Origin of the sequence: Candidatus Tisiphia endosymbiont of Ptychoptera albimana (genome assembly GCF_964026605.1) — a bacterium.
Taxonomy (GTDB): Bacteria; Pseudomonadota; Alphaproteobacteria; order Rickettsiales; family Rickettsiaceae; genus Tisiphia.
On sequence record NZ_OZ032164.1, the window covers coordinates 770,629 to 783,654 of the forward strand.

The 13,026-nt window shown below is 30.0% G+C and carries 12 protein-coding genes; 9 read left to right on the top strand and 3 right to left on the bottom strand.

Features of this window, described 5'->3' with window-relative positions; translation table 11 throughout:
• Positions 1 to 24 precede the first annotated feature (24 nt).
• Entirely contained in the window at positions 25 to 459 is a 435-nt protein-coding gene (gene rpiB / locus AAGD36_RS03655) for a ribose 5-phosphate isomerase B (protein ID WP_341754980.1), read from the bottom strand.
• A 91-nt stretch (positions 460 to 550) separates the two neighbouring features.
• On the opposite strand from rpiB, the gene AAGD36_RS03660 reads away from it, so the two are divergent.
• Both AAGD36_RS03660 and AAGD36_RS03665 read left to right on the top strand, forming a co-directional pair.
• Complete coding sequence (locus AAGD36_RS03660) at positions 551 to 1,486, top strand: LysM peptidoglycan-binding domain-containing M23 family metallopeptidase (protein ID WP_341754981.1); 936 nt, start codon at positions 551 to 553, stop codon at positions 1,484 to 1,486.
• Between the two features lie 302 nt (positions 1,487 to 1,788).
• Complete coding sequence (locus tag AAGD36_RS03665; RefSeq protein WP_341747327.1) at positions 1,789 to 2,469, top strand: hypothetical protein; 681 nt, start codon at positions 1,789 to 1,791, stop codon at positions 2,467 to 2,469.
• Positions 2,470 to 2,498: 29 nt separating this feature from the next.
• On the opposite strand, the gene AAGD36_RS03670 is transcribed toward AAGD36_RS03665, so the two are convergent.
• Positions 2,499 to 4,193 (bottom strand): ABC transporter ATP-binding protein, encoded by a 1,695-nt coding sequence (locus AAGD36_RS03670; protein WP_341754982.1) that lies wholly within the window; start codon positions 4,191 to 4,193, stop codon positions 2,499 to 2,501.
• 231 nt (positions 4,194 to 4,424) lie between these two features.
• Here AAGD36_RS03670 and AAGD36_RS03675 point away from each other — a divergent pair, with 231 nt between their 5' ends.
• The 7 genes from AAGD36_RS03675 to AAGD36_RS03705 all read left to right on the top strand — a co-directional run bounded on the left by AAGD36_RS03675 (position 4,425) and on the right by AAGD36_RS03705 (position 12,512).
• Positions 4,425 to 6,821 (top strand): AsmA family protein, encoded by a 2,397-nt coding sequence (locus AAGD36_RS03675; protein WP_341754983.1) that lies wholly within the window; start codon positions 4,425 to 4,427, stop codon positions 6,819 to 6,821.
• A gap of 175 nt (positions 6,822 to 6,996) precedes the next feature.
• A complete protein-coding gene (locus AAGD36_RS03680) occupies positions 6,997 to 7,461 on the top strand; it encodes a hypothetical protein (RefSeq protein ID WP_341754984.1) in 465 nt (154 codons plus the stop codon).
• Positions 7,430 to 7,606 (top strand): hypothetical protein, encoded by a 177-nt coding sequence (locus AAGD36_RS03685; protein WP_341754985.1) that lies wholly within the window; start codon positions 7,430 to 7,432, stop codon positions 7,604 to 7,606. The genes AAGD36_RS03680 and AAGD36_RS03685 overlap by 32 nt, the downstream gene beginning before the upstream one ends.
• Before the next feature lie 139 nt (positions 7,607 to 7,745).
• Positions 7,746 to 8,294, top strand: a complete 549-nt coding sequence (gene pgsA / locus AAGD36_RS03690) for a CDP-diacylglycerol--glycerol-3-phosphate 3-phosphatidyltransferase (RefSeq protein WP_341754986.1) — start codon at positions 7,746 to 7,748, stop codon at positions 8,292 to 8,294.
• A gap of 176 nt (positions 8,295 to 8,470) precedes the next feature.
• On the top strand, positions 8,471 to 8,830 hold the full coding sequence (locus AAGD36_RS03695; RefSeq protein WP_341754987.1) for a hypothetical protein: 360 nt from the start codon (positions 8,471 to 8,473) through the stop codon (positions 8,828 to 8,830).
• Positions 8,831 to 8,848: 18 nt separating this feature from the next.
• Positions 8,849 to 10,282 (top strand): hypothetical protein, encoded by a 1,434-nt coding sequence (locus tag AAGD36_RS03700; protein WP_341754988.1) that lies wholly within the window; start codon positions 8,849 to 8,851, stop codon positions 10,280 to 10,282.
• The gene (locus tag AAGD36_RS03705) at positions 10,275 to 12,512 is read left to right on the top strand and encodes a tetratricopeptide repeat protein (RefSeq protein WP_341754989.1); all 2,238 of its coding nucleotides are present in this window, start codon (positions 10,275 to 10,277) and stop codon (positions 12,510 to 12,512) included. Before AAGD36_RS03700 ends, AAGD36_RS03705 begins: the two co-directional genes overlap by 8 nt.
• Here the strand turns inward: AAGD36_RS03705 and AAGD36_RS03710 are convergent.
• Positions 12,509 to 12,922 carry a helix-turn-helix domain-containing protein gene (locus tag AAGD36_RS03710; RefSeq protein ID WP_341751650.1) on the bottom strand — a complete coding sequence of 138 codons (414 nt, stop codon included), beginning with the start codon at positions 12,920 to 12,922 and terminating at the stop codon, positions 12,509 to 12,511. The genes AAGD36_RS03705 and AAGD36_RS03710 overlap by 4 nt on opposite strands.
• Positions 12,923 to 13,026 lie beyond the last annotated feature (104 nt).

A 13,026-nucleotide genomic window follows, 5' to 3' on the forward strand; every position in this document is an offset into this window, starting at 1 on the left:
TTTTTGGGTAGTTCCATACATGAGTTAGTTTATTTTTGCTAATCTAGCACTATGCCTTCCCCCTTCAAATTTAGTCGTTAAAAATTTATCGATCATTTTACAAACTAATTCCTCATTAGGTATTTTAGCTCCTAACACTATTATATTAGCATCATTATGAGCCCTTGATCTTTCTGCCATAAATAAGTCAAAACATAAAGCTGCCCTTATTTCAGACGTACGATTTGCGGCAATTGACATACCTATGCCAGTTCCACAAATTAAAATTCCCAAAGGAGCTACATTTTCTAAAATCCCATCAACAACTTTTTTAGAATAATCTGGATAATCCACTATTTCTTGATTGTAAGTACCACAATCAAGAATAGATATATTTTTATCGTGTAAATAACTGATAATTTTGCTCTTGAGTAGAAATCCAGAGTGATCACTGGCTATTATAAGATCGTAAGTTTTCATAATTACTTAATTTTGATAAAAAAATACTAGACTTGATTCTATATTAAAGTTAGTTTATTGCATAATAAAATTGCAAATTTTTTGGTAAGTTATGAAGAATAATATAGTTTTTGTCTATTTTATAGTCTTTTTGATTTCTGGATGTAGCACACAACCTCCAGCCCCTATTGAGTATAATCATGGAAAGGATTTTACCAAAAAGTCTACAACCATCAATTCACCAACTACAGCATATTCCGAGAATAAGAACATATTAGAAAGTGATGAAGATGAAATAATAAGTAGAGAAATTGATGAGAAAGAAAAAGATTTTGATGCTCCAACTGGTTTCTTAAAAGATCGTAATGCCATAGAAACTGAAAATCGAGACGATGTAATAATAGTCCCAAAAGTAAAGCTAGATGATAATAAGATAATCTACCGTGAGGTACAACCAGGGGAAACGTTAGAATCGATAGCCAATGAGTATGGTCAAACGGCAGAACAATTAGCTGAGCTAAATAACATGTCTGAACCATATCATCTTAACAAATCTCAAATTATCATGATAAAAGTTAGTACTGAGCTATTAAATAAAAAAAACCAAGAAATATCCATAAGAAAAAGTGCTATAAGAGAAGCAGAAAATGCTGTACCAATTAATACCCCCAAATTTATCAAACCAATCGATGGTAAAATTATTATCAAATTTGGTGAACAAACATCTAAAGGAAAAAGCAAAGGAATTAATATTGCTGCAGACGAAGGAACTGCTGTAGAATCTATTGCAACAGGTCAAGTAGTGTTTGCAGGTAATGATACAAAGTTTGGTAATTTATTAATAATAAAGTTAGATAATAGCGACCTTTATGTTGCTTATGCTCATTTGCAAGACCTACTTATTCAAAAAGGAGCAACAATTTCACAAGGCAAGATAATAGGACATGTAGGGAGTACTGGAGATGCTAAATATCCTCAGCTACATTTTGCTATTCGCGAGGGAAAGATAGCTGTTGATCCGCTGAAATATGTAGACTATAAAAAATAATGAATAAGAATACAATAACAATTGTTATGTTTTTAAGAATTGATTAATAATAAGTTTCTTAGGAACTCACACTTGAAGCACTGCTATCAAGTTCACAATTGAAGAAACAGGATTGAGTGATTTGTTTCCTAGAAGGAGCGAATTCTATTAGGAACTATAGGACAAATTAAGTTGTTAACTATGAGTCAAATACGTAGCTGTATTTGTTTTTTCTACTATTGATATGATTTCTTCTTGCACTATCTATGTTAAGTCTATAACATAAGTAAAAAGGTTCTGATAAACAAATATAGAGAAATAATATGATTATTAACACTATGTTGATAGAACAACTTGCTGCAGAGGCTTTTTGGTTCTTTGTATATAAGTATGACATGCAAAGTACAGGCTTTCCTGACTCTATAGATGACATTCCTGACTTGATGTGGTCTAGGGAGATTGCTAGGAAAAAATTAATACAGTTAGGAGAAGCAGATGAAGAAAAACTAGTAGAACGACTCTATATGTTGGTTGCAAATGTAATTGCTACTCATGGGAAAGAAGAGAAAAATATTATTGGTACAATATATGTTGAAGACTTTAAAGAGTGTAAAGAAAAAGATTTTCCTTATACACATCTTATTACACAATTAGTTAATGATTCTGATGAAAATTATGATTTAAAAATAAAAGGACAAATACCACATGTTGGTACATTACTACTAAGAACTCCTTTTCCTTCTGGGGTGTTATTGAAAGAAATTCCTGTAAAATCAAATTTATTAATTCCAAATACAAACAATGCATTAGGATTTAAAAAAACGATGGTTCTAATGCCAAAAAGTATATCAATATTACCTGATAATGCCTACGGTTATCGTGCATTTATTTCAGGTATATTTTGTATTTCTACCACAAAACCTGCAGATACTATTTGGCATAAAATTATTCCAAATAGTATTTGTTCCCTTGAAACACAAAAGTTTTACAATATATCCAAATGATTTGAGTATATATTTGTTACTCTATATTTTCATGCTTTCTTATTTTTATCATTTGGCAAAAATCCTCTATATTGTGCATCCCACAGGGTTTTGTAGATTCCTCCTTTAGCGATTAACATAGCATGAGTACCGTCTTCCACAATTTTGCCACGCTTGAATACTAAAATACGATCCATATGCAGCAATGTTGATAAACGGTGAGCAACGACTATAGTTGTAGCATTACTGGTCTCCAAAACTTCATCAATAGATTTTTGAATTAGAGCCTCGGTTGGTGAATCAAGTGCCGATGTTGCTTCATCTAAAATAAGGATTGGTGCATTTTTTAAAATAGCCCTAGCGATTGCAATCCGTTGCCGTTGTCCGCCACTTACTTTTACCCCTCGTTCACCAACTATTGAATGGTAACCATTGGGCATTCGTAGAATATCATCATGTATTCTAGCTTTTTTACATGCTTCTTCAATCTCTAGTAAAGTAGCATCATATTTAGCTAGCTGCAAATTTTCTAGAATAGAACGATGAAACATCGTAATATCTTGCGGGATTACTGAAATATTGCTTCTTAGCGACTCTTCCGTTACCTGTGAAATATCATATCCATCAACTAAAATAGCTCCGCTTTGCAAATTGAAATATCGGAGTAAACATTTGATCAAGGTAGTTTTTCCAGCCCCTGATGTACCAACTATCCCTATTCTTTCTCCAGCTTTGATATGCAATGTAAGATTGTCAAATATATTATCTCCACCACTACCATAGTTGAAGGTGACATCTTGGTATTTAATGTCACCTTTGATAGGAGGAAGCAGCTTAGCATTTTCTGCATCGGTAACATCTGAAATAGTATTAATAAAGTTATATGAAGATTTGATGGCAGCGATTTTGGGGTTGATGGAAAATATTATATTGTCTAATAACTGATCAATCGCCCATTCAATGTTAGAAGTAATTATTATACTAACGGCAAAATCACCAGCAGTGATTTGTCCAGTTTTGTATAAATATGCTGTCACAAATATTTGGGCTGCTGCCAATAGAGTAATTAATATGCTATCGGTTAAATCTACATAATAAGCATCATATACCCGAGTTTTTCGATCCCAACCTTTCCACTTATTAATGGCAGGTAGGAGCTTTAATTTCATCTCTGTCCAGCTATTACCAATAATTTTGATACCAAAAATGTTGGCAATAGAGTCGTTGATAATGCCTACTGCTTCTTGTCGTGCCTTAACATATTCTTCTTGCAGTTGCATTTGTTTTTGGAGTAAAACTGACATTATTGGTACATATACAACAAGAAAAGCAATTACAACCCCTGCTATTTTATAATTCATCATGAACAAAAATATTATGCCACTTACCATAGTTGTAAGATGTACCAAAGAACGATTGAGAACAGTAATTATGGTTATAATACCATCTTGAAAATCAGCAATTTTACTGGCAATTTCTCCTGATAAATGGGAATCAAACCAATGTAAAGAATGTTTCATAGTCTTGCTATAAGTATCTTCAACGATTTCTGCAAGCATCACTGGCTTGTATTTAATATCAAAGAGCCTAACGATAAAAAACGTACCGTGATTCATCATTTTATATAATGCAAACAACCAAAGAAGTAGAGTAACATCTATTTTTGGATCTTTGGCAATAGTATCAATAATTTCTTTAATTTGATAGTTAACGAATAAAGTAAATAGTGAAGCACCAATGGACATAAGCGTAAGGCTAGCTAGGTATATGCGGTATTTGTAAGCCAAGCAGTATAAATATGATTTTAGTTGGTAGTTTGAGTCCATAAAAATATTTCTTCTAGATTATGCAAAAATGCACTTTATTATAGCAGGTTACAATATCTCCACTAAGTACTATCTTTAATATTTTTTTAATTAGTGGAAAAGTTATAACCTGCTATAATGAATTCTTTACATAATTAAAAGAGAATTGTAGTGCAAAAATTTCTAAAATATTCAGTAGCGTTACTCATTTTAATAATTGTTATACTGCTAATAACACCTCTATTTATTTCCTTAGAATCATATAAAAGACTAGCTTCTGATAAAGTCAAAGAAATAACTGGTCGAGAGCTGCAAATTAATGGAGATATCACCATCTCTTTGCTGCCCACTCCGACTATTACCATTAAGGACGTAACTCTTACTTCTCTACCTAATGCCCATTACCCTTCTTTACTGGAAGTTAAGGAAGTATCTGCTTCTCTTTCTATATTATCCTTACTTAAAGGAAAGATAGACATTTCAACGATTGAAATTAACAAACCAGTAATTAATTTAGAACGGATGCGTAATGGTGTGGCTTCTTGGGAATTTGCCAAAATACCAAGCAATGTTAGTAAAACTTCAACGGGTGAAATGAATGATAACAAGGCACCGTTTTCTTTATATATCAACTTAATTAAAATCGTTGATGCTAAGTTAAATTATGTTGATTTTGCTGATAAGACTAAGGGTAATAATGCTATCCCAACAACAATAGATATTGATAGATTAGAAATCAAAGAGCTGCACGGTCCATCTGATTTAGCTTGTCAGTTTTATTCTTCCGGTAAGAATTATGATGTCAAAGGTAATATACAAGACAAGCAAGGTGTCATAGCTTTAACCGTAGATTTAAATGCCCTACAAGAAAAGGTTAATTTCTCAGGTAACTTTGCTTACGACAATATGACTTTTGCTGGACAGTTAAAATTGGAAGGAACTGCTAAGAATCTGCAAAGTATTTTTCCTGATATACCTATCTTACACAATTTAGATCATAAACTAACTTTTAATATTAATAGTGATAAGAAATTATTAAAAATTAGTGACATTGATTTTACTGCAGGTAAGATATTAGCTAAGGGTAATGCTAACTTCCATTTTGCAGATAATAAGGTAGATTTAAGAGTTAAATTATTAGATAAGACATTTTCTTTTGCCACAAGCTTTGCCTATTTAGATCAAAATTTATCTCTAAATGACATTAATTTTACTGCAGATAAAGCTAATTTAACAGGCAATGTTGGGGTTAAGGATTGGGATAAAGAGCTAGTGGTTTCTTATAATGTAAAAATTAGTGAGATACCCACCATTGCTAGTTTATTTGGTAAGACTCTACCGACTAGTCTTGGAGATATGTGGCTAAAGGGCGAGACTATTAAACAACAAAAATTTCTTAAAACTAATATAAATAAATTTACTCTTGAGTTTAAAAAGAAGCCTATAAATTTCAGTGGAGCAGTAACTATCAATTTAGCGTCTGCTAAACCAAAAATTTTATCAGATATAATGATAGCTTCCCTAAATTTAGATGATTTCACTGATGTGCCATCTAATAGCTTATCTACTAGTTCTGGGCAAAGTGTAAATAATTCTGTTCCTTGGTCTAAAGACATTATAGATTTATCATTTTTAAATAAGCTTGATGGAGACTTAACTTTAACTATACAAAAGATCATTAAAGGAAGCCTGATCTTTGATAATGTCAAAACTACTATGTTACTTGCAGGTGGTGTGCTGAATATTAAATCTTTAAATGGTAATTTATTTGGGGGAAGTTTAACCGCTACTGGACAAATTTCTTCACAAGTTAATCAACCTGTTAGTTTTAAAGCTAGTCTTAAAGATGCCGAGTTAAAAAATATAGTACCACAAGGAGATAAAATTAACGTTACACAAGGACTTGTTAATTTTGTAGTCGATATAAAAACAAAAGGTCAGAGCCAATTGCAATATGTAAGTAACTTATTTGGTAAAGCAACATTAACGGCGTCCAACGGTAAAGTTAGTGGATTCGATCTGCAAAAAGTATTAGATAGCCTTAAAAATATTAGAGACCTTCAAACTATTTTAAAAATGCTCGATGGTTTCTTTGCAAGTGGTGAAACAAAATTTCAAAAACTTGCTGTAGATACTGAAATAACACAAGGCATAGTTAATATAACAAACGGTAAATTAAATGCTGCCTCGTCAGAGATAACAGTTACTGGAAATATTAACCTGCCTAAATATACACTTGATATAGATAGTGTTATTAATGTAAATATAAATTCGATACCACCATTGAAAGTTCGCCTGTATGGCAATCTAAATAATCCACAGCATAAACTTGATACTAACGCATTAAAGGAATATCTCACGAAAAATTTAGTAAATAGTGTGGTTGATGGCGTTAAGAAAGGTACAAAGCCTGAAGATATATTAAAAAATATTATTGGAGGAAGAAAAAATGAACAATCTGAAGGAGAAGGAACACAAAACGATCAACATGTAGAACCTTCTAATAATGTTCCTGTCAACAAAGTAAAATCTACCATTGAGAAAGGGTTGAAAGGGTTATTTAAATAAAATAGTCATCCTGAACCGTCATATATGGACGCCAATAAAAACACAAGTAAAAAACAAAAAATGTAGCTATGGGTTAGTATACTCAAATAATTTTCTAAAAAAATATCTTTTGTTATTAGTGGCACTAAATTTTATGCTATATTATCCATGTGATTAATATTAAAGAGTTTTTTTTATGGGAAGAGTTATAATAACAGAAGAAGAATTAGAATTTTTAGTTAAATTATATCAGTACTATAAATATGAAGATAGTGCTGAATTGCAAAAATATATCATAGATAAAGCTGTAGCCCATAAGTTACCTACTATCTCAATAGTATTATACAATGTAATGTGTGTAGAGTTCTTAGCAGCAGCAGATTACCATAATGCTATTAAATATGCTGAATATGCTCATAATTCTTTGCTTAATAGTTCCGAAAAATTACAAACTGAGACCTATAAGGGATCGTTATATGAAATCTTATTTAATCTAGGGTTAGCGTGGAAATATCTTGATACAACAAAGTCTTTAGACTATTTTGCCCAAGCAGAAAGAATAAAGCAAGGTGATCAGGAAGCGATAATAGAGCAATTAAAACATTATCTTACTCTTGTTGGTATTGCTAATGCTTCAAAGCAAAGGTTTAGAAATTATTGAAACTAAAGAAACATCTTATTTAGCTTCTCTTCCTAAAGAGCCTGAGTGTAGTGCTAGTACACAAGAGTTAGGGTTAGATTTAGACTTGATTTTAATGAACTTACAAAGAGAGGGGATAGAACCATCAGGCGTTAATGATGATTGATACTAGCATTTAAGTTACGGCAACCTAGGTTAGTTCTTTTAAGTTATTCTATAAAAATTTGTTCCTATTTTCTTGGATTTAGGTCATAATCCGTCGTTGTCATTTCCTCAAGAAATCAAGAAGTAAAAATATATAATAAATGAATATTGATAAAAATATACCAAATTATCTGACGATAGCTCGTATTGTGGTTATTCCAATTATTGTAATAACCTTTTATCTAGATAACTCCAAACTCGCTCATAGAATTGCAGCGTTATTATTTATTATAGCTAGTATTACTGATTTTTTTGACGGTTATCTTGCTAGAAAATTTGATTTAGTATCAGGGTTTGGTAAAATGTTTGATCCAATAGCTGATAAATTATTAGTAGGTTGTGTAATTATAATGTTGGTAAAAAAAGGAGCAGCGGGAGAGATACCGTGCTTATTAATTTTAGCTCGTGAATTTTTAGTGGCTGGACTACGTGAATTTCTAGCTTTAATTCAAGTAAGTATTCCTGTGTCTAGATTAGCTAAGATTAAAACATTTACCCAAATGTTTGCTTTGTCAGCGTTAATTCTTGGTTCTAAAGGTTCAGGTATAATTTATATGGATTTAATAGGCCAAATAGCTTTATGGATTGCTGCACTTTTAACTGTAGTAACCGGATATTCATATTTGAAGGCTTGTAGTAAATATTTTTGAGCAAATTAGTCCCTAAGCCAAAATATCACTATTGATTTAAATTGTACCATCTAAGAGCAATTATTTATTATAATAAAAAATAAAATTATTGATATAATAGTAACTTAGTGTAGCATAAAAAGTATGATATATAATTAAATAATAGGTATTAATCCTAAATGTTTTAGATATACTCGATGAAAATCAAGAATTGGCGTCGTCATTATCCAATAGACTTGCTGCATAAATCAAAGAAGCTTTCGGGATTTTTAGGAGAAACGAAGCCGGTGACCTTCGCGTACACAGACGTACGTGAGGAGCGGAGGCGAGTTTCGACGACAAAATCACCAACTAGATTGACTTATGCAGTAAGTCTAATATCTGCTGGTGCTCACGTACTATATGTACGCCTAGCACCTCGACTTGGTAATTCCTGCTACTATCATGATTTTGATTCTATCGTCTATCAATTCTTCATTTACGAGCAGTATACATTACGCAACTATTATAAGCAGCCAACTTACGTTTCAAACAAAAGAATAGCTGTGAATCTCTAACTATTAGTTTATTGGGTTATGAAGGAGCAAAATTCACCATATTTAGATAAATTAAAGCAAAATTTATTCCAGATATTTATCTTAATTTTTATAGTTTATAGTACAATCATAGCTTCATTGTATAAATATTATAATGCTAAAGTTGAAATGGAAAAAACACAAATTCTACAAAACCAGTATAATAAAATACTAGCAGTAAGTATGAATAAAATCTCTTCTCTAGCATATCATTTATCTAGCAATATTCAGGAAAAAAATGTTACAATCAATAGTAATGGTAGTGAACTTGAGATATGTAATGAGGCAGAAAAATGTATAAACTATAATCTTTTTAATTTTGGAGCATTATTAAATAAGCATGTTCCGGTATTCATTTATTACAAGATAGAACTCAATAAAAAATTTCTTTATTCAAATATCAAAACTCAAAATTATCAAATAGATAAAATATATCCTATCAACGCTTCTAACCAACTTAATATTAGTTTGGCAATTAATAGTACATATTGGCATAAAGTAAAAGCAGATATTAAAAGACCATTTTGGATATTAACAGCATTTATTACTGCTAATCTTCTATTGTTATATTTTCTCTTTAAAAGCTTATTTAAGAGTTTCAATAAATCGTATGCATTACATTATCAAGACAAATATGCTACAGAATTAGAACAGCTTAAGTTTAATTATCAGCAGGAATTAAAAAATTGCGAAACCTCTTTAATGAGAAAAATTTGGAATAATGATTTCAATAAACAAAAAGATTTAGAAATTAATTGTTTATTTGCTCAGGAAGCTAATCAAATATCCTTGCTTGATAAGAGTTCTAACAATCAAGAAGATATGATCAAGGATTATAGGTTAAAAAACTTTGGTGATAAAGTACCTTGCTCTATACTTCTGTATCAAGAAAATAAAATAGAAGAAATTAATGCCAGTAAATTAGTTGACTTATTTACTGATAGATTTAATCAGGAAGACGAAAATATATCGATTGAAATTTTAAGCAAAGCAAAAGTATTATATTTTGCTTCTAATGCAGCGTTGTACCAAATCATTTATAGTATTATTAACTATCTATTTTTTTTGTTAAAAAAACAATCTTCTACTACCAAACACAATATTAGATTAACTATTGATGATATAAAACAAAAAATAGAGCTACGTTTTGAATATGACGGTTATCCTATAATGACAGCAGAAGAACTGCTCAAAACATCAAATCATTTTTTCAAAACGCATGCTAACCCTTTTTTACTTAATTTAAGTCAAGTATTTAATATATTAAGAGCTGATGGATTCAACTATAAAATAAGTTATAACCAAAGCAATATTATAGAAATCTATCCAAATGATTCAAGCATAAGACAGGAAAATAAAAGTAACCAACAACCAATAAAAACAGAAAATAATGTGATTATACTAGCTTCTTTAACGAGGAAAAAAAATGAATAAATATTTATTACCACTTATGGTGTTATTTATAGTCAATAATTCATTTGCCCATACACAAATATCTAATTTGATCACTCCAGTTAGCTATTTTATTAATCATGAGCAACAAATTAAAATGCTTGATGAATATTTAAGTAAATATAGACAAGCAAGTATAGTTGGTACTAGTGGTATAGGTAAAACTCAGTTAATTAGGATGTATACTTATGAGAATAAAAATAATTATGATCTAATCTGGTTGTTTGATTGTAACCTAGACCTGAATGAACAATTTGTTAAATTAGCCCAACAACTCAATATGGTCAAACAAACTAATATATCTGAGGCAGTAACTCTAGCCAAAAAAGAAGTAATGTCATATTTAACTTCTACTAGTAAATGGTTATTGGTGTTTGATAATTTAAAAGTTAATGAAAATAAAAAAGTGCAAAACTTTATTGATTGGGAACATAATGGTCAGGTCGTGTTTTGTTCTCAAAATAACGAAAGATTACCTAATGTTATATTAATGACCTTATTTGATAAACCTACTATCGTAACTTTGGCTAATACTTTATTGGATAATAAAGATAAAAATAGTATCGAATTTTTAACGCAATCTTTTAGTGGTTATCCAATACTTATAGTTCAAGGAATCCAATTACTAAATAAAATTAAAGGTCTAGATAAAGAAGAATATAAAAAGAAAATTTATCAATCAACTGATAAAATAGCAACAAATATTAGTATGGCTATAAAGGAATTAAAGCCTAGTGCGGTAAAGTTACTTAATAAAATAGCTTTGATAAATAACCAAAGTTTCTCAAAACAATTACTTGCTATAATTACTGATAACAAGAATACTCTCGATGATGATATATACCAATTATCTAAGTTTATGTTGATTAGCAATATTGATTCTAATCAGGATAATCCTATTTTTGAAATGAATGATGTAGTTAGCAACAAAATAATGGAGATAAATGGGGATAAAAACAATAAAATATGTTTAGAGGATATTATTCTAAAATTACCTAAACTCAAAGGAGTGCATTCTGCCCATGTATGGAGAGCTACTAAGACTATATCCGAAAATTTAGAGATTATTTTTCAAAATGCTGAAAAATATAATATTAACATATATTTAATGCTTAACTTAAGATTGCAATTATTTGCCTCATATATGAATGCCTGGAATCTATACAAATCAAAGCCAATGGTTAACTGGTTTGAGCAAAAAGAACAAGACGAACAGTTTAAATTTTGGCAAATGTCTACTTATCAAAAATTCTGTTACGCTAGATATTTAGTAGGAGTAGGACTTTACAATAGAATAACATCGATAAATTATCAAAAAACTATTTCTTATTTAACTAAAGCATTTAAAGTTTTAGATACCCTAGGTGATGATTATGATTATATTTATTCTAAATTTAACTGTAGCTTAAACATTGCTCTAACTCATGTATATTTAGGTAATATAAAAACTGCTGAAGAAATTATTAACGAAATGGAGAAGCTATTTAAACATAGGATAGAGGGAGGAGATATATTTATATTATATCATGTGAAAGCTAGAATATTTTTTATTCAAGGTAAATATAATGAAGCTTTAGAATACGTCAATAAAGGCATCGAGGTATGGAAGACGTTAGATCCTAATGATCTAGGTTTTACTAGAGATTATTTACTTAGGGCAGCAATATTAAGCTCTATTGGCAAATATCAAGAAGCTTATGTTCAAACTCAACAAGTATATAATATGCATAAATCTGTAAACCAAGAGGCATTAGGTTATATTTATACACAAATGGCAAAAAGTGAATTAGGATTAAATAAAATAGATATTGCTTTAGATCATATTAATAAAGCTATAACAATATTTTTAGCAGATGAACGTAGAAATCCTAAGAATATAGATCATTTGGAAGATCCAGATTTAGCAGCAGGTTATGTAGTACAAGGTGATATTTTACTTGCTCAAGGTAACATTAAAGGAAGTATAGAATCTTATAAAAAAGCTTATGTTATATACCACTATTTCTATGGGGATAAAAGTAAAAATGTTGTTCAAGTAAGTGAGTTATATAACAAAGGAGCAAAAGCAGCTTGTAAAAACAAAGATATATATAATTATAAATTCTTTGGAAAACCTCAAGTTAAAGAATTCGGTATACATCACCCTAACACTATTGCCATGGTCGAATATTGTAAACAATATGACATGGATTTATGGGTAAAGCAAGATTAAGGTTTGTGATATTTATCAATCATCCAATCTATAAATGTATTATCAACAGACTGTTTTTTCAGTGCATATTCATATACTTCTTTTATTAGAACTGTAAGATTTGTAAATGAAAAGTTTAAGTTTCTTTCAATTAACATATTAATTGTTGCACTAGTGGCTTTACTAAAAATTTTCATTTGATCAATAGTTAGCACTTCATGGCTTATTTCGTTATCAACAACAAGAGCTTCTAGGCTAATATCTAAGGCTTTTGCAATTAATTGTAAATTATTAGCACTAGGGTTTTTTGAACTACCATACAAAATGCTATAAACAGTATTTCTACTTAATCCAGTTTTTTTCTCTATCTCTACAGCATTTATATTTTTTTGCACCATTAATGAGCTAAGTTTGGTTTGTAAATTTGCCATAGATAAGATTCTATATATAAAATTAATATTTCTAGATAATAAGGTATAACCATCAAAAAGTAAATAACTAAAATAATTAATTATAATTAATTATTTTAGATCAT